General features: G+C 72.8%; 16 protein-coding genes, 1 pseudogene and 1 riboswitch. Of the genes and pseudogenes, 7 read left to right on the top strand and 10 right to left on the bottom strand.

The features are described from left to right. Positions 1–26: 26 nt before the first annotated feature. The 3 genes from SNA_RS02935 to cobG are packed head-to-tail and all read right to left on the bottom strand — an operon-like array spanning position 27 to position 3561. Positions 27–1565 carry a precorrin-2 C(20)-methyltransferase gene (locus SNA_RS02935; protein ID WP_030066337.1) on the bottom strand — a complete coding sequence of 513 codons (1539 nt, stop codon included), beginning with the start codon at positions 1563–1565 and terminating at the stop codon, positions 27–29. Positions 1566–1567: 2 nt separating this feature from the next. Then, positions 1568–2200 (bottom strand): precorrin-8X methylmutase, encoded by a 633-nt coding sequence (locus tag SNA_RS02940; protein WP_044363141.1) that lies wholly within the window; start codon positions 2198–2200, stop codon positions 1568–1570. A 2-nt stretch (positions 2201–2202) separates the two neighbouring features. After that, positions 2203–3561, bottom strand: a complete 1359-nt coding sequence (cobG, locus tag SNA_RS02945; RefSeq protein WP_241779518.1) for a precorrin-3B synthase — start codon at positions 3559–3561, stop codon at positions 2203–2205. 170 nt (positions 3562–3731) lie between these two features. Beyond that, positions 3732–3804: riboswitch (cobalamin riboswitch) on the top strand. A gap of 56 nt (positions 3805–3860) precedes the next feature. Between cobG and cobN the strand changes: the two genes are divergently transcribed. Beyond that, complete coding sequence (gene cobN, locus SNA_RS02950; protein WP_044362937.1) at positions 3861–7517, top strand: cobaltochelatase subunit CobN; 3657 nt, start codon at positions 3861–3863, stop codon at positions 7515–7517. Between the two features lie 34 nt (positions 7518–7551). On the opposite strand, the pseudogene SNA_RS02955 reads toward cobN, so the two are convergent. After that, positions 7552–8204 (bottom strand): annotated as a pseudogene (locus tag SNA_RS02955) (MFS transporter); the annotation flags it as partial. Between the two features lie 418 nt (positions 8205–8622). Here SNA_RS02955 and SNA_RS02960 point away from each other — a divergent pair. Together SNA_RS02960 and SNA_RS02965 are read left to right on the top strand one after the other, a co-directional pair. Next, positions 8623–8880 carry a DUF1876 domain-containing protein gene (locus SNA_RS02960; RefSeq protein ID WP_044363143.1) on the top strand — a complete coding sequence of 86 codons (258 nt, stop codon included), beginning with the start codon at positions 8623–8625 and terminating at the stop codon, positions 8878–8880. 122 nt (positions 8881–9002) lie between these two features. Further along, positions 9003–9491 (top strand): VanZ family protein, encoded by a 489-nt coding sequence (locus SNA_RS02965; RefSeq protein ID WP_030066330.1) that lies wholly within the window; start codon positions 9003–9005, stop codon positions 9489–9491. Positions 9492–9614: 123 nt separating this feature from the next. Here SNA_RS02965 and SNA_RS02970 read toward each other — a convergent pair whose 3' ends face one another. The 5 genes from SNA_RS02970 to SNA_RS02990 form a co-directional block, all read right to left on the bottom strand. Then, a complete protein-coding gene (locus SNA_RS02970) occupies positions 9615–10955 on the bottom strand; it encodes an LCP family protein (protein WP_037790216.1) in 1341 nt (446 codons plus the stop codon). Between the two features lie 282 nt (positions 10956–11237). Continuing rightward, a complete protein-coding gene (locus SNA_RS02975) occupies positions 11238–11486 on the bottom strand; it encodes a hypothetical protein (RefSeq protein ID WP_241779519.1) in 249 nt (82 codons plus the stop codon). 177 nt (positions 11487–11663) lie between these two features. Then, on the bottom strand, positions 11664–12620 hold the full coding sequence (locus SNA_RS02980; protein ID WP_030066327.1) for a M56 family metallopeptidase: 957 nt from the start codon (positions 12618–12620) through the stop codon (positions 11664–11666). Between the two features lie 2 nt (positions 12621–12622). Beyond that, a complete protein-coding gene (locus SNA_RS02985) occupies positions 12623–13045 on the bottom strand; it encodes a BlaI/MecI/CopY family transcriptional regulator (RefSeq protein ID WP_037790143.1) in 423 nt (140 codons plus the stop codon). A 255-nt stretch (positions 13046–13300) separates the two neighbouring features. Continuing rightward, complete coding sequence (locus SNA_RS02990; protein ID WP_030066325.1) at positions 13301–13756, bottom strand: tellurite resistance TerB family protein; 456 nt, start codon at positions 13754–13756, stop codon at positions 13301–13303. 285 nt (positions 13757–14041) lie between these two features. Between SNA_RS02990 and SNA_RS02995 the strand changes: the two genes are divergently transcribed. From SNA_RS02995 to SNA_RS03010, 4 genes are all read left to right on the top strand, one after another. Next, positions 14042–14278 (top strand): hypothetical protein, encoded by a 237-nt coding sequence (locus tag SNA_RS02995; RefSeq protein ID WP_044363146.1) that lies wholly within the window; start codon positions 14042–14044, stop codon positions 14276–14278. Next, a complete protein-coding gene (locus tag SNA_RS03000) occupies positions 14275–15261 on the top strand; it encodes an acyl-CoA desaturase (RefSeq protein ID WP_030066323.1) in 987 nt (328 codons plus the stop codon). The genes SNA_RS02995 and SNA_RS03000 overlap by 4 nt, the downstream gene beginning before the upstream one ends. 60 nt (positions 15262–15321) lie before the next feature. Then, positions 15322–15798, top strand: coding sequence for a DUF5994 family protein (locus tag SNA_RS03005; protein WP_051877312.1), 477 nt, complete (start codon positions 15322–15324; stop codon positions 15796–15798). Between the two features lie 238 nt (positions 15799–16036). Continuing rightward, entirely contained in the window at positions 16037–16489 is a 453-nt protein-coding gene (locus tag SNA_RS03010) for a DUF6344 domain-containing protein (protein ID WP_030066321.1), read from the top strand. Between the two features lie 294 nt (positions 16490–16783). On the opposite strand, the gene SNA_RS03015 is transcribed toward SNA_RS03010, so the two are convergent. Then, complete coding sequence (locus SNA_RS03015; protein ID WP_030066320.1) at positions 16784–17500, bottom strand: DUF4232 domain-containing protein; 717 nt, start codon at positions 17498–17500, stop codon at positions 16784–16786. Positions 17501–17550: the final 50 nt, after the last annotated feature.

Genomic DNA, 17550 nt, shown 5'->3' on the forward strand with positions numbered 1-17550 from the left:
GCCCGACCTGGGGTCGCGCGCCCCTCCTACGCCTCCGGATACCTCCGAGGCGTCCACACCACATCCGCATCCGTTCCGTCATCCCGACGTACCACCTGCGTCTGCGACGAGCCGACCAGGAGGAGGGTGCGCATGTCGACCTGGGCGGGGTCCAGGTCGGACAGGCGGACGGTGCGGATGGACTCCTCGGGGCCGCCCACGTCGCGGGCCAGGATGACCGGGGTGTCGGGGGCGCGGTGTTCCAGGAGGAGTTCGCGGGCCTTGGCGACCTGCCAGGTGCGGGAGCGTGAGCCGGGGTTGTAGAGGGCCAGGGCCAGGTCGGCGCCGGCGGCGGCGCGCAGGCGGTCAGCGATGACTTCCCACGGCTTGAGGCGGTCGGAGAGGGAGATGACCGCGTAGTCGTGGCCGAGGGGGGCGCCGGCGCGGGCCGCGGCGGCGTTGGCGGCGGTGACGCCGGGCAGGACGCGTACCGGCACGGAGCGGTACGGGTCCTTGGAGGCCACCTCCAGGACCGCCGTCGCCATGGCGAAGATGCCGGGGTCGCCGCCGGAGACCACGGCCACCCGGCGGCCGCGGCGGGCCAGGTCGAGGGCGAGTTCGGCGCGTTCGGACTCGACCTTGTTGTCGGAGCCGTGGCGGCGCTGGCCGGGGCGTACCGGGACGCGGTCGAGGTAGGTGGTGTAGCCGACCAGGTCGTCGGCGGAGGCGAGGGCGCCGCGGGACTCCGGGGTGAGCCAGAGCGGGCCGGCCGGGCCGGTGCCGACCACCACGACCTCACCCGTCGCTTCACCCGTCGCAGCGTCGGCCGGTGCCGGCGGATTGGCGATGCGGCTGGGGACGACGGCGACGGAGAAGTAGGGGACGCTGTCGGAGGAGATGTCGGCGAGGGCGTCGGTGCGTTCGCCGGACATCGTGGCGCGTTCGACGTAGCGCGCCTCGGGCAGGCGGCCGGAGCGTTCCATGGCGCGGCGCACGGTGGGGAAGGTGCGGCCCAGCTTCATGACGACGGCGGCGTCGGTGGCGGCCAGACGGGCCGTCAGTTCCTCCTCGGGGAGCGTGCCGGGGAGGATCGTCAGGACCTCGTCGGCCTCGGCGAGGGGGGTGCCCAGGCGGGCCGCGGCGGCGCTGATGGAGGTGACGCCGGGGATGACCTCGGTCTCGTAGCGGTCGGCCAGCCGCTTGTGCATGTGCTGGTAGGAGCCGTAGAAGAGCGGATCGCCCTCGGAGATGACGGCGACGGTGCGGCCGGCGTCGAGATGGGCGGCGAGACGGGCCGCGGCGGCCTCGTAGAACTCGTCGAGCGCGCCGCGGTAGCCGCCCGGATGATCGGTCGACTCGGTGGTGACCGGGTAGATCAGCGCCTCTTCGATGTGGTCGGGGCGGATGTGCTCGGCGGCGATGGACCGCGCGATGGACCGTCCGTGCCGGGCGCTGTGATACGCCACCACATCGGCCCGGTCGATGACCTGCACCGCTCGTACGGTCATCAGCGACGGGTCGCCGGGACCCAGCCCCACGCCGTACAGACGGCCGGTGACACGGGCGCTGGCCTGCTGCTCGGGCATGCTCACTCTTCCTCGCTCGCGATGGCGTTGACGGCGGCCGCGGTCATGGCGCTGCCGCCGCGCCGTCCGCGCACCACGATGTGCTCCAGCCGCGACGGGTGGGCGATCAGCGCGTCCTTGGACTCGGCCGCGCCGATGAAGCCGACGGGTATCCCGATGACGGCTGCCGGGCGGGGCGCGCCTTCCTCGATCATCTCCAGGAGGCGGAAGAGGGAGGTGGGGGCGTTGCCGATCGCCACCACCGAGCCCTCCAGGCGGTCGCGCCACAGTTCCATGGCGGCGGCGCTGCGGGTGGTACCCATCCGGGCGGCGAGGTCCGGGACGGACGGGTCGGCGAGGGTGCACACCACGTCGTTGTCCGCGGGCAGCCGCTTACGGGTCACGCCGCTGGCCACCATGTTGGCGTCGCACAGGATCGGCGCCCCGGCACGCAGCGCGGCGCGGGCGCTCGCCACCACGCCCGGCGTGTAGGCGAGATCGCGTACCAGGTCGACCATGCCGCAGGCGTGGATCATCCGGACCGCGACCTGGCTGACGTCGGCGGGCAGGCCGCCGAGGTCCGCCTCGGCGCGGATGGTGGCAAAGGACTGGCGGTAGATCGCGGCGCCGTCCTTCTCGTAGTCGAACACGGTCACGGTCACTGTGCCTTCGGGGTGGTGGGGACGGGGGCGGGGACAGGTGTGCGGGGGCGTACGACGGAAGTGCGGTACTCGTCCTGGGCGCCGGGCCCGGCCAGGACGTCGACCCAGGCGCCGCCCTGCGGATGGCCGCAGCGGCGTTCGCAGCCCGACCAGTGGACGGGGAGAGCGGCGGCGCCTGCGGGAACGGGGGTGGTGCCGGTGGCGATGGCCTGCGCGGCGTCGGCCCGCACATCGGTACGGGACTTGGCGCAGCCGGGCAGCCCGGTGCAGGCCGTGATCCGGTACCAGGGGGAGCCTGGGTCGGTGATCAGGCCCGCCGCTGCCAATGCGCCCAGGCGGTCGGTGGCGGTCGCGGCCGGGAGCCCCGGCAGGACCACACCGCGCCACGGCGTGAGGCGCAGCTCGCCGGAACCGTCCTCGGCGGCGACGGCGGTCAGCAGGCGCCACTGGGCGACGGTGAGGCGGCCGAGCGGAGCCAGGACGGAGAGGCTGTGGCGGCCGTCGGGACCTTCGACGATGCCGGGAGCGCATGTTTCACGTGAAACATGCGGCCCTGTTTCACGTGAAACATCCGCCAGGTTCTCGTACGGCTCCACCCCGTAGACCTCGACCCCGGCCGCCTCCAGCGACTTCGCCACCGCATGCGCCGTCAGCGGCTGCCCGTCCGGGAGTTCGCGCACCCTCCAGGCGCCGCTGCCGCTCGCCCGCGCCGCCGCGAGGAACGCCTCCGCGGCGGCCAGCGCGGCCCGCGGCGCCTCGGCGCCGGTGATCCGTACCGCCGCCGGATCGTCTCCGACCCGCAGCAGCGCGCCGCCCCGGTCCGCGCGGTCCGCGTCCCGCTCTGCGATCAAGGTCACATCGCCGCCCAGCCCGGCCACATCCCCCGTTCCGCCGTCCAGGACGAAGAGAAAACGGCCCGAAAGCTCGGTTGCCGAGGCGCTCGCGCACAGCAGCGCATCCAGGTCACGGGCCCACAATCGCACGTCAGACGGGGTGTGAGGGTCGAGTCCGGCGAGCGGGGAGGCGAGGATGTTGCGGATGCGCTCATGGCGCACGGAGGGCAGCAGACCGGCATCCCGCAGCAGGCCGCCGAGCGCGGCGCCGCAGCCGTCCGCAAGGCCGCGCAGTTCGACGTTCCCCCGGGACGTCAGGGAGAGCCGCCCGTCGCCGAACCGCTCTGCGGCATCGGCCAGCGCGGTCGCCTGATGTGACGTCAAATCCCCGGCGGGCAGCCGCACACGGGCCAGCCCGCCGTCGGCCGCGGAGTGCAGCCGCAGCGCTCCCGGGCAGGCGTCACCGCGGTCCCGTACGGGCGGCTGTGGCCCAGCAGGGCGCGGTGCGGGGGAGGGCGGCATGGCGGCGAGCATACCCACGACGGCGCACCCCGGATCCGGGACTGCCGGGGGCGCACGGGAGCGGTCCGGGAGGCGCCCTCCCCCGCCCGGGGCGGAGCCCTTACTATGCAGGTCGGCGAGTCGGCTGACCCGCCGGACGCCAGCGACGGCGCCGGGCCCCAGGCCCGAGGGAGGAAGCCCGGTGAGAATCCGGCGCGGTCCCGCCACTGTGAACCCGGCGCGTGCCGGGTGAGTCAGGAACTCCCGCCGTCCTTACGACCACCCGGGGCGCGGACACCCCGAGGAAGGCCTGCGCTCGCATGCTGCATTCGTCCGGGGAGACCTCCCCGCAGCCCCGCATCCTGCTGCTGTCGACCTCCGACACCGATCTGCTCAGTGCCCGTGCCGCCACCGGGCCCGTGGCGTACACCCTCGCCAACCCCTCCCGCCTCGACCTCGGCGACCTGCCCACGCTCATGGAGGGCACCGACCTGGTCGTCGTGCGTCTCCTGGGCGGCATCCGCGCCTGGCAGGAGGGCCTGGACCTGCTGCTCGCCGCGGACCAGCACCGGCCGGTGGTCGTCCTGACCGGTGAACAGGCGCCCGACGCCCAGCTCATGGAGCAGTCCACGGTCCCGGTGGGCATTGCGGCCGAGGCGCACGCCTACCTGGCACACGGCGGCCCCGCCAACCTCGGCCAGCTCGCCCGCTTCCTGTCCGACACCGTCCTGCTGACCGGCCACGGCTTCGAGCCGCCGGCCGCCGCGCCCGCCTGGGGCCCCCTGGAGCGCGCGGCCCGCGGCGACGTGACCGGCCCGACCGTCGCCGTGCTCTACTACCGCGCCCACCACATGAGCGGCAACACCGCCTTCGTGGACGCGCTCTGCACGCAGATCGAGGAGGCCGGCGGCCGCCCGCTGCCGCTCTTCGTCGCCTCGCTGCGCGCCCCCGAGCCGGAGCTGATCGAGGCCCTGCGCGCCGCCGACGCCATCGTCACCACCGTCCTCGCCGCGGGCGGCACCAAGCCCGCCGAGGCGTCCGCGGGCGGCGACGACGAGTCCTGGGACGCGGGTGCGCTCGCCGCTCTGGACGTGCCCATCCTCCAGGCGCTGTGCCTGACCGGTTCGCGCGCCGCCTGGGAGGAGAACGACGAGGGCCTGTCGCCGCTGGACGCCGCCTCGCAGATCGCCGTCCCCGAGTTCGACGGCCGGCTGATCACCGTCCCGTTCTCCTTCAAGGAGGTCGACGAGGACGGTCTGCCGGTGTACGTCGCCGACCCCGAGCGCGCCGCCCGGGTCGCCGGGATCGCCGTACGGCACGCCCGGCTGCGCCACATCCCCAACGCCGACAAGCGCCTGGCCCTCGTGCTGTCCGCGTACCCGACGAAGCACTCCCGGATCGGCAACGCGGTCGGCCTGGACACCCCGGCCAGCGCCGTCGCCCTCCTGCGCCGTCTTCGTGCCGAGGGCTACGACTTCGGTACGGAAGAGGTCCCCGGCCTCGCGTCCGGCGACGGCGACGAGCTGATCTACGCGCTCATCGAGGCCGGCGGCCACGACCAGGAGTGGCTCACCGAGGAGCAACTGGCCCGCAATCCGGTCCGGATCCCCGCCGCCGACTACACGCGCTGGTACGCCACCCTTCCGCAGGAACTGCGCGATGCGGTCGAGGCGCACTGGGGCCCGCCGCCGGGCGAGATGTTCGTCGACCGCAGCCGCAACCCCGAGGGCGACATCGTGCTGGCCGCGCTGCGCCGCGGCAATCTGCTCATCCTCATCCAGCCGCCGCGCGGCTTCGGCGAGAACCCGATCGCGATCTACCACGACCCCGATCTGCCGCCCTCGCACCACTACTTGGCGGCCTACCGCTGGATCGCCGCGACCGCCGAGGACGGCGGTTTCGGCGCGGACGCCATGGTCCACCTGGGCAAGCACGGCAACCTGGAATGGCTGCCGGGCAAGAACGCCGGACTGTCCGCCGCCTGCGGCCCGGACGCCGCGCTCGGCGACCTCCCCCTCATCTACCCGTTCCTGGTCAACGACCCCGGCGAGGGCACTCAGGCCAAGCGCCGCGTGCACGCCACGCTCGTCGACCACCTCGTCCCGCCGATGGCCCGCGCCGAGTCCTACGGCGATATCGCGCGCCTGGAACAGCTGCTCGACGAATACGCCGCGATCTCCTCCATGGACCCGGCCAAACTCCCCGCCATCCGCGCCCAGATCTGGACCCTGATCCAGGCCGCCAAGCTCGACCACGACCTGGGCCTGGAAGACCGCCCCGACGACGACGGTTTCGACGACTTCCTGCTGCACGTCGACGGCTGGCTGTGCGAGGTCAAGGACGCCCAGATCCGCGACGGACTGCACGTCCTGGGCGGCGCCCCGACCGGCGAGGCCCGCGTCAACCTCGTCCTCGCCATCCTGCGCGCCCGTCAGATCTGGGGCGGCACCTCGTCCCTGCCCGGTCTGCGCGAGGCGCTCGGGCTGGACGAGTCCGCGGCGACCCGTACGACGGCCGATGCGGCGGAGGAGACGGCGCGTTCCCTCGTCCAGGCGATGGAGGACGCCGACTGGGACCCGGCGGCGGTGGCCTCGGTGGCCGCCGGATACGGCGATCAGGTCCAGGCCGTCCTCGACTTCGCCGCCCGGCAGGTCGTCCCCCGTCTCTCCTCGACCACGGACGAACTCGACCACGCCGTCCACGCCCTGAACGGCGGCTTCGTCCCGGCCGGCCCCTCCGGCTCGCCGCTGCGCGGACTGGTCAACGTCCTGCCGACCGGCCGCAACTTCTACTCCGTCGACCCCAAGGCCGTCCCCTCCCGCCTCGCGTGGGAGACCGGCCAGGCGCTGGCCGACTCCCTCCTGGAGCGCTACCGCAGCGACAACGGCGACTGGCCGCAGTCGGTGGGCCTGTCCCTGTGGGGCACCAGCGCCATGCGCACCAGCGGCGACGACGTCGCCGAGGCCCTCGCGCTGCTCGGCATCCGCCCCGTCTGGGACGACGCCTCCCGCCGCGTCACCGGCCTGGAGCCCCTCCCGCTCGCCGAACTGGGCCGCCCCCGCATCGACGTCACCCTGCGCATCTCCGGCTTCTTCCGCGACGCCTTCCCGCATGTCATCGGCCTGCTGGACGACGCCGTACGGCTCGCCGCGCAGCTGGACGAACCCGCCGCCGACAATTTCGTCCGCGCGCACGCCCAGGCCGACCTCGCCGCCCACGGTGACGAACGCCGGGCCACCACCCGGATCTTCGGCTCCCGCCCGGGGACGTACGGCGCGGGTCTGCTCCAGCTGATCGACTCCCGCGACTGGCGCACCGACGCCGACCTCGCCGAGGTCTACACCGTCTGGGGCGGCTACGCGTACGGCCGCGGCCTGGAGGGCCGCCCGGCGCGCGACGAGATGGAAACCGCCTACAAGCGCATCGCGGTCGCCGCGAAGAACACCGACACCCGCGAACACGACATCGCCGACTCGGACGACTACTTCCAGTACCACGGCGGCATGGTGGCCACGGTCAAGGCGCTCAAGGGCAAGGCCCCCGAGGCGTACATCGGCGACTCCACCCGCCCCGAGACCGTCCGCACCCGCTCCCTCGTCGAGGAGACCTCCCGCGTCTTCCGCGCCCGGGTCGTCAACCCGCGCTGGATCGAGGCGATGCGCCGCCACGGCTACAAGGGCGCCTTCGAACTGGCCGCCACCGTCGACTACCTCTTCGGCTACGACGCCACCACCGGCGTCGTCGCCGACTGGATGTACGACAAGCTCGCCCAGACCTACGTCCTCGACCCCGACAACCGCGCCTTCCTCCAGGATGCCAACCCCTGGGCCCTGCACGGCATCGCCGAACGCCTCCTGGAGGCCGAATCCCGCGGCATGTGGGAGAAGCCGGACGCGGAGACGCTGGCGGGGCTGCGGGACGTCTTCCTGGAGACGGAGGGCGAGCTGGAGGGCGACGCGGAGGACGGGGAGGGCTGAGGCACCGTCGTACGGCCCCGCGTGCCGCCCCTGGTCACGAACCGGCGGGCCACTGCGGGCGCCGCGCGAAGTGGAGCCACACGGCCGCCGCCGTCAGGGCGGCGGCCGTTCCGCCCAGGGTCATCACCGCCGAGGGGGACGTACGGTCCACCACCACGCCACCGGCCAGCGCGCCGAGGGCGATGGTGGCCTGGAACGACGCGGTGAAGAGCACCGAGGCGGCCTCCGGGGAGTGGGGGGCGGACCGGGTGAACCAGGTCTGGGAGCAGACGGGAACGGCGCCGTAGGCGATGCCCCAGAGGAGGAGCAGGGCGAGCGCGCCGCTCGTGCCGTGGCCGAATACGGGGAGCAGCAGGGTCGCCGCGGAGAGCACGCAGGCCGCGGCGGCGAACGCGGCGTGCGGATGGCGGGTGAGGGCGGCCCCGCCGAGGAAGTTGCCGAGGATGCCGGCGACTCCGTAGGCGAGGAGAAAGCCGGTGATGAGGCCCGGGCCGGCATGGGTGACGTGCTGGAGGAAGGGCGTCACATACGTGTAGGGGCCGAAGTGGGCCAGGACGATCAGGAACGTCAGCAGCAGTGTGATGGGGGTCCCCCCTGCTCCTTCAGAGCTTGGGGGAGGGTGTGGACGCCGTGGAGCATGGCCCGCAGCACGCCGAGGCGGGTGATGCGGACTGTGGGGAGCGGGGGCGTGTGGGGGTGACGGGGGCGAGCCGGGTGACGGTGGTGGAGGCATGCGGCATGGGGGTGTCCTGGTGAGCGGGGTGACGGGGGAAGCGGTGCTCACCAGTCCAGCAGGGGCGTTGGCCGGGGTCTGGCAGGTTTGCGACCAGGCAGTGGGGGGCCGCGGGGACGTGGGGCCGTAGGTGCCGACGGTGGTCGCGGCGGCGGTCACCACGGTGGTCGCGGTGGTGGATGCAACCCCTCGCCGGAGATCGGTGTTATGAACAGTGAAGGCGCCAGTCAGGGCCGGTGAGGGCCGCTGGCGGGCACCGAGTGCGGTGGGTGCGCGGGGGTGCGACGATTTTTGTGGGGGAGTGCTGATGACAGGGTGAGCAGAGGCGGTGCTCGGGGGCGTACGAGGAGGCTTCCGGTGATCGACAAGAAGATGTGGGACGCGGAGATCAGCATCACCGAATCCGGCGACGAGGCCAGGGCCGAGGCCAGGTTGCGCGGCAAGGAAGGCGGGCAGATGGTCGGCCAGGGGACGGCGCGGCGGAATCCGGCGGACGAGAACGTCCCGGCGATCGGGGACGAACTGGCGGCGGCGCGGGCGCTGTCGGACCTGAGCCATCAGCTGTTGCAGCGGGCCGCGCATGACATCGAGGTCCATACCGCCAAGCCGGTGGAGCGGCTGCATCCGTGAGGTCGGCGGGCGGTTCGGCGGTGCAGGAGGTTTTCCTGCCAGGCATCATGTGACGCCATGGCATGACGTGCCACGGCGGACGTAGGTTGGCCTGTAGGCCCTCCTCGACGCACGGCGCCGTGATGGCGGCGCTCACGCTGGTCCTTGTGGTGGTCGCGGTCCTGACGTACCGGCCGCTCGCGCGGAGAACGGGCTGGTCCGCGCGCGTCACGAGGGGGGTGCTGCTGGCGGTGGCGGTGTGTCTGGGGATCACGCTGCCGGATCAGATGGTCGCCGGGACGGTGGAGCGGCTCGGGGCGTGTGTGGCCGGCGCGTCGGTCCGTACGCTCACCGGCGGCTTCGCGCACAACGCGGTCAACGTGGTGCTGTGGGTGCCGCTCGGGCTGCTGGGCACGCTGGCCTCGCGGCGGCCGCTCGCCGTGACGCTAGCGGGCTCGGGGGCGTGGGCGCTGGTCGAGCTGTTGCAGACGCTCGATCCCGTACGGTCCTGCCAGCCCGTCGACTGGGCGAACAACACGGCGGGCCTCGCCCTCGGCGCCCTGGCGGGGTGGCCGGCCGGCCGGTGGCGCCGCGCGCCCCGGCCGACCGGTGGTGTCCGACCCCCGTACTAGACGTCGGTACGAGAGGTGGGTACGGGACGTCAGTACGCAGGTGTCGATACGCAGAATGTCGGTACGCAGATGTCGGTACGAGTGGGCGGTACCGCACGTCGTGGTCGGTACCGCCCCTCGGTGCTAGCTGCCGATACCGCCGATGACCTTGGCGAAGTCCGGTCCCACCGTCAGTGTCACCTCGCCCGGTGTCGCCTGGGCCGACGCCGTCGCCTTGGTGTCGCGCAGGTGGCCGGAGAGGACCTCGGCCTGGGTCGCGAGGCCGGTGGGGTAGGTGATCGTGGTCTTGTCGGTGGCCGGGGCGTTGCCGGTGGTGGTGACCGTGAAGCCGATCTTGCGCAGCTGCTCGGCGGCGGTGGCGGCCTGGCCGGGGGTGCCGGTGCCGTTCAGGACCCGGACGCGGACGGAGTGCGCGGTCACCGGGTTGTTGGCGGCCTCGGCGAGCTTCTTCTTCCCGGCGGCGCCGATTTCGCGGTCATGGGCGATATCGCTGAACAGCTGGGTGGCTTCCGGGTACTGCCAGACCACATTGGCGTGGTCGGTGGGGACGTCGGCCTCGCGGTAGTAGTTCGGGACGGTGACGAAGGTCAGCCGGTCACTGGGGATGTCCTTGACCGTGGAGGCGAGGCTGGTGAGGGCCGACACGCTCTTCAGGTCCTGGTCGGTGGTGAGGGATTTGGTCACCGCGGTCAGGAAGTCGTAGAGCGCGCCGGGGCTGGCGAGCTTGTCCTGGGCCTTCTTGCCCAGCGCCTTCATGAACTCCTGCTGGCGGCCGATGCGTCCCAGGTCGGAGCCGTCGCCGACGCTGTAGCGGGTGCGTACGTACCCGAGCGCCTTCTCGTCCCGTACGGTCTGGCAGCCCGCCTCCAGGTCGAGATGGGCCTTCTTGTCATGAATGGCGTGCTTGGGGCACACCTCGATGCCGTCCAGGGCGTTGACCATGCCCTTGAAGCCCTGGAAGTCGATCGAGGCGAAGTTGTCGATCCGTAGTCCGGTGTTCTGCTCGACGGTCTTGATGGTGCAGGAGGCGGCCTTGCTGACGCTGCCGCCGTCACCGCCGATGGAGAACGCCTCGTTGATCTTGAAGCTGTGCGGGGTGGACTTCGTACCGTCGCTGCGCGTGCAGGCGGGGATCGGCACATACGAGTCGCGGGGGAAGGACAGCGCCGTCGCCCACTTGTGGTCGGCGGCGATGTGCAGCACCAGCAGCGTGTCCGACTGCATGGTGGTCAGGTCCTTGCCGTACTTGGCGTTGGCGCCCGCGCGGCTGTCGGAGCCGACCAGCAGGATGTTCTTGGAACCGGGGCTGAGGTTGGCCGGCCGGTCACCGTCGATCGCGATGTCCGCGCCGTGGATGTTGCCGTTCAGGTCGAAGTACGCCCAGACGCCGACGCCGGCCGTGGCGAGCAGCGCCACGCCGAGCACCCCGCCGGTCCAGGCGAGGATCCGGCCGCGGCGGGTCATCCGGACCTTGCCGCCGCGCCGCGACCGCGCGTCCGCGGTGCCCTCGCCGCGCCGACGGGATCCGCCGCCCGAGCGGCGGGACGGGGCCGCGCCCTCGTCCTCGGGCCCGGCCGCGCCGGAGCGCCCGGACCTCCGGGATCCGCCGTCGGGCCGTCGGACCCCCCTCAGTTGTTGGGTCTGCCTGTCATCCACGCCGGTGGCCCTTCTGGTCCTTCAGTCGTTCCGAACGGGAGGCGGACACGGCGCGGGCGGACGGGGCCGGGCGCAGCGGGCCGTGTCCCGTCAGATCCCGGTGCTCGGCAGCAGCCGTACGGACTCCGGGTCGTAGTGCTGCCATCGCGGCGGTGCGCCGCCGGGAACGGTGCGCAGTCGGCACCACACCTCGCCCTTCTCGTCCGTCCACCAGCCACTGATCCGCCCCAACTCCCAACTGCCGTCGGGGTATTGGACCTCCACGGGCTGATAGACCCATTGCACCTCCCCGTCCGGAGGCGGGCTGTCCCAGGTCAGGAGTCCGCACGTCGTCGCCATCTCCCCCTCCGGCCGCGCCTGTTGCGCATGTGTGGGTGGTCAGCCTACCGGCCGTTTCTACAGTCCTGTAGAAGTTGATCGGGAAGCCGACGACCGGTGTGCGAGGGATCACAGCACCGGGCGCCGCGTGGGGCGAGTGGTCCGGACGTACGGGGAGCACTGGGGCCAAGTGTGCACTCACAGCGGCGTTGCCGCCTTGAGAACGACGAAGAGGGCTACCGCCGCGTTCAGCGCGGACAGCGCGGAGGCGGCGGTGCCCGCGGCGGCGACCAGTGCGGCCAGGCCCGCCGGGGTCAGCGCGGGCGGCCAGCTGCGGGCCGGCGGTACGGGCGCCAGCAGCGCGGCCACCCGGCGCGGCACCGGCCCCGGTTCGGGCGCCGCGAAGTGCGCCAGCCCCGGATGCGGGGCGGGACGGGCGATCAGCGCCGCCCTGCCCACCGCGCGGGCGGTCAGCCGCCGGTCGCCCACCGCCCGGGCCGCCTCCTCGTCCGCCCAGCGCTCGGTGCTGAAGGCGACCGCCGAACGCAGCGGAAGGAGCAGGGGGTTGACGCAGCTCGCCAGGCGTACGGCGAGGAGGTAGCGGTGGTGACGGCAGCGCAGATGGGCCCGTTCGTGGGCGAACAGGGCGCGCCGCTCGTCGTCGTCCAGGCTGCGCAGCATGCCCCGGGAGACCGCGATCCGTCCCGGACGGCCCGGCCGCCCGGGGATACCGGGCACGGCGTAGGCGTATGCCTCGTCATCCGGCAGCACCGCGGTGCCCGAGCCGCCCGGCAGCCCGGCCAGCGCCCGGTGCGTCCGGGCGAGAACGCGCAGATGCCGGCGCAGCGCTGCGGCGCAGGCGGTCAGGGCGGCGGCCAGCAGGGGGATCGCGGCGGAACCGGCGATCTCCGCACCGGGCACCGCGGCCCGCACCGCCGGGTCCGACCAGCCGTCGGGCAGCGGATTGCCGGGCAGCTGGGCCGTGCCGACGACCATCAGCAGCCCCAGGCACAGCGTGCTGCACAGACCCAGGACGGCGGCGAGCAGGGTCAGCAGGCGGGTGCTGCCGCGGGGGTGCAGATGCTGCTCGGCGAGCTTGGCGATCGGCAGTGCGGTGAGCGGCAGCACCAGCGGCAGGAACACGAACACGCCCACCGTCAGCCTCCGCGCGCTTCCGGGTCCGCGCCGGGGACCGGGTCCTCGGCGCTCGCACGGTCCAGGAGGGTGCGCAGCAGCTGCTCGTCATGGGCGGAGAGCGCGGAGACGAAGCTGGTCAGGACGGCGTCGCGGTCCGTCTCGCCGTCCAGGAGGCGGCGCATCCGCAGCGCGGCGAGCCCCGCCTCGTCGGCCGCGGGGGTCCATACGTAGGAGCGGCCGGCCCGTTCGCGGGTGACGGCGCCCTTGGTGTGCAGCCGGGACAGGATCGTCATCACGGTGGTGTACGCGAGGTCGCCGCCGAGCCGCTCCTGGACCCAGGCGGCGGTGGGGGGGCCGGGCGCGTGGTGCAGCGCGGCCAGCACCTGGGCCTCCAACTGCCCCTGCCCGCGCCGACGGGCGTTCCCGAAGGGCTTGCCTGCCATGCCGTCGCCTCCCGTCGCGCCGGACGTCCCGCCGGCCGGGTGCGCCGGGCATCGTGACATCGGGGCATCTTACTGAGACGGGCGGGGCGGACGGCCGTACCGCGGGGCGGAGATCGGGGCGGCTGAGGGCGGCGACCGGACCGGGTGACGGCGGAGGCCGGGGCGAGGGCGGGGGGCGGGGGCTCCGTCCCGCCGCCACGCTCCCGGCCCTCCCGGCCCTCCCCTCCCTCAGATCCCTCAGATCCCTCAGATCCCTCAGAGGTCGAATTCGTCCGGCGCGATGTCCAGGGCAAAGCACGCCTCGCGCACCACGGCCTGCTCGGTCTTGTCGAAGTCCCCGTCCGCGCCGCCGATGACGATGCCGATCTGGATCACCGCCCGCGCCTCGGCCGGCTTCTTCTGCACCTTGCCTATCTCTTGCAGCACGGCGACCTTGCCGAAGTCGAAGTCGGCGGTGAGCTTGTCCAGATAGCCGTCGAAGCGGCGCTGGAGATCGTCGGCGGCGAAGTTCTGGAGCACCTCGTTGGTGGCGATCAGCTGCGCCACGCGTCGCCGCTCGCTCGGATCGATGGTGCCGTCCGCGGCCGCCACCAGGGCGCAGATCGCCATGCTCGCATCGCGGAAGGCGCCGCTCTTGAGGTCGTTCTTCTTGGCGATCAGCTGGTGCTGCATCGTCTGGGCGGAGTCCTTGATGCGGTCCCACAGGGCCATGGGTCTCTCCTTCGGTCATGCGGCTCGTGCATGCCCTTTGGTCATGCGGTGGTCAAGCGAATGGTCATGCGGAAGTAAAATCTACATCGTTGTAGAAGGTGTGGTGCGGGCGCCCTCGCCCCCTACGACGGCAATCGACGTCAATCAACAACTACGGACCGACTGCGGGGAGAATCAACCTCTATCGGGCGATTTAGGTGGTTGGTGCGGGTACGGTGGAATCACCGACGGACAGTGGCATCAGATGTGACATGAGATGTGGCATGGGATACCGAGGTGAACACCATGCAGATCGTCTTGACCGTGATCGTCCTGCTGGCGCTGATCGCGCTGGGCGCGGCCTTCATCTCGCGGCTCAATGCCCAGCAGGCGGGACGGATGGCCGCCCACCACCACGCCGACCTGCACCCGCCGTTCCTGCACCGGACGCCGAGACGCCCCCAGGACGCGCCCCTCGCCGAACCGCCGGAGCCCCCGCCGTCCACCCGCGGAGAGCCACCCTGGAGGAGCGACACCCGGTGACCTCCGCAACCCGTCCCCCCGCCCCCTCGCCGTCCGAGTACGACGGGACCTCGCCCTTCCCCACCGCCGATGCCGGCGTTCCGCCGACCCCCGGCCGCCGGATCTACGTCACGATCACCGGCATCATCGTCGTCGCACCGTTCGTCGGTCTCGCCCTCGCCATCCCCCTTCTGTGGGGCAGCGTGGTCCGCCCCCTCGACCTCGTCCTCCTGGTCGTCTTCTACGCCGTCTCGGGCCTCGGCGTCACCGTCGGCTTCCACCGCGGCCTCACCCACGGCAGCTACACCGCCACCCCCGCGCTGCGCATCGCGCTCGCCGTCGCCGGATCGCTCAGCTTCCAGGGCGACGTCATCGACTGGGTCGCCACCCACCGCCGCCACCACGCCTTCACCGACCGGCCCGGGGACCCGCACTCCCCCTACCGCTACGGCACCGGCCTGCGCGGCCAGCTGCGCGGACTGGTCCACTCCCATATCGGCTGGCTGTTCGGCGACGACCCCACCTCGCACCAGCGCTACGCCCCCGACCTCCTCGCCGACCCCGGCATCCGCGCCGTCGACCGCGCCTTCCCCGCCCTGTGCGTGCTCACCCTGGCCCTCCCCTTCGCGCTGGGCTGGGCGATCGGCGGCTCCTGGGTCACGGGCCTGACCGCCCTCCTGTGGGCGGGCTTCATCCGGATCGCGCTCCTGCACCACGTCACCTGGAGCGTGAATTCCCTGTGCCATGTCATCGGCGAGCGGCCGTTCCGCACCCGCCGCCACGACCGGGCGACGAATCTGTGGCCGCTGGCCCTGCTCTCCTTCGGCGAGAGTTGGCACAACCTGCACCACGCCGATCCGACCTGCGCCCGGCACGGCGTCGACCGCGGTCAGCTCGATGTGTCCGCGGCCCTCATCCGGCTCTTCGAACGCGCCGGCTGGGTGTGGAACGTGCGCTGGCCGGATCCCGCCCGCCTCGCCGCCCGCCGTATCGAGGCGGGTTGAGATACGGGTACGACCAGGACCACATCCCTCCACCCCCCTGTGCACCGGCAGGAGCACACCATGACCACCGCCCCCCTCGGGCACTCCCTCTACGAAGCCCCCGAATCCCCCGCACCTCCCGAACCCGCGGCCCCGCCGCACCCCGAACCCCCGCCCGTGGCCCGGCTGGCGATCGCCCCGCCCGGTCCCGTCGTGCGGCGTATCGACGGCACCTGGTGGCCGCACTCCACCGATCTGCTGACCGAACTTCCCGAATTGCTCCAGGCGTTGCCCTTCGACTGGCCCCGTATCACCCACGCCACCGTCAACGGCGCCATCTGGTCCGCCTTGCCCAGCCGCATCCTCGTCGCGGACCATGTCGTCCGCCTGCGCCGCACCAGGATCCCCCGGCCGGGCCCGGACACCGTCTGCCTGGTCGCGGCCGGCCACGGCCGCTGGGACCTGCTGATCATCGCGCCGGACACACCCGAGGCGGAGGCGGTGGAGGCCATGGCCCGGGTGATGCAGGAGGGGACGCCGGGGGCGGAGCCGGGCTGATACGCAGCGATTCCAGGCCGTGTTTGCAGGCCGGGCGCTTCCGTTGGGCCAACCGGATGGTGTTCATCGGAAGAACGCCGATTCGGGGGCGTCGGTCCTCCGATCCTCGCATTGCGTACTCATCATAAGAAAACGCAACAGATCTCCACCGGTCTGGAGCGTTCCGATGCACCACCGATCCCGGCGGCCGTGCGCCCGCACGCCTCCCCCGCCGGGATCCGACCGAAAGTGAGGGGCCATGGCGGCGAAGGCCAAGGTCATGAAGTTCTGGGCGGCATGCCTTGCCGTACTCGGCAAGCTGCTCGCGTCGTTGGGCGTTTCCGCCCACGCCTCGGCGGCCCGCCGGGAGGCCACGCTGGACGAGCGTGCCGCGCGCCCCGTGCCCCTCACCCTCGCCCGGCCGCGCACCGAGCGGCCCGCCTCCGCACCGGCCCGGGTGCCCCTTTACGGGCAACTCGGCTACGCACAGCGGACGTTGCGCAGCCGCCAGCTGCCCCCGACCATCAAGCAGCGCCTCCGCGCCGAGGCCCACGGAGCCTCGCCCACCTCCCGCAGCCGGCTCGCCACCAGCGCCGAGCCGCTGCCGATCGTCCCCGCCGGGGCCGTGCTGCACACCAACGTCGTCCAGCACGAGATCCCCGCCGCCATCCCGGCGGCCCGAAGACGGGAGTACTCCGCCTGCCCCGCTTGACGCCGTACGGCCGAGGAGAGGCGGCCGGAACAGCGGGCGGCCCGGCGGTGTACCGCACCTGGTGCGGTACACCGCCGGGCCTGTGTGTGCCCGGACCTCACTTGTGCAGTGCGACGACCGGCGTCTCCACCTGCCGGGTGGCCAGCCAGAGAATCACGCCGACGATCGCCGGGAAAACGCCGATCGCCATGCCTTTCCTCGTTCCTCGTCCCTCGTACGGCCTTCTGTGTGCGGCTTCCTGCGTACGGCTCTCTGCGTACGGGGACGTCACACGGCGAGGAACGCGGCCGGTGCTCAGCCCGCGTTGACCGGATTGACGTAGGTGCCCGGGTGGGTGGCGCCGCTCTGGTCCAGGAGGGCGCCGCCGTAGGGCCACTTGAGCTGGAAGTGCTTCTTCTCGTCGGGCGGCGTGACGGTCACCACGCTCGGCGCGATCTTCCTGTCGCCGGCGCTGGTCGAGGGGAGCAGCGTGAGGGTGAACGAGGTGTGCGCGCCCGGCTTCAGCCGTACGGCGACCGGCTTCTTGGCGGAGCGGGGCAGGTCCCAGGCGGTGCCGTCGGTGCCGGTGATCCGGACGCCAGGGAAGCCGCCGAGGGTGCAGGTGCGGCCGCCGATGTTCTTCAGCCAGACGGTGGCGGTCTGCTGCTGGTCGGAGTTCATGTCCGGGCGGCCGCCGCCGTCGGCGCCCCAGCCGGTCTTCAGGACGTCGGTGGTGCAGCGGGCGCCGGAGGCCGGACCGGCGGGGGAGCCCGCGGGGGAGGTGTGCTTCGCCGCCGCGGTCCGCGCGGTCTTCGCGGGACCGGCCGGGGCGCCCTGGCCCTGCCCGGCCGACTCCTGGGAGGACGAGGCGTCGGCCGGGGAGGCGGCGGCGGACGGTGCGGCGGCGGCACCGGCCTTGCTGTCCTTGCCGTCCTTCGCGTCGCAGGCGGTGAGCGCGGCCGCGGCGACGACGGCGATCAGCGTGGCGGCGGCGGTCTTGCGTCCGCGGTGCAGCGTGGTGTGGTGCGACATGGCGTCCCCCTGATGGCGTCAGACGTGCGGTCCGGTGTCCCGCTTCCGTG

This window comes from Streptomyces natalensis ATCC 27448 (genome assembly GCF_000935125.1).
In the GTDB taxonomy this organism is placed as follows: Bacteria; Actinomycetota; Actinomycetes; order Streptomycetales; family Streptomycetaceae; genus Streptomyces; species Streptomyces natalensis.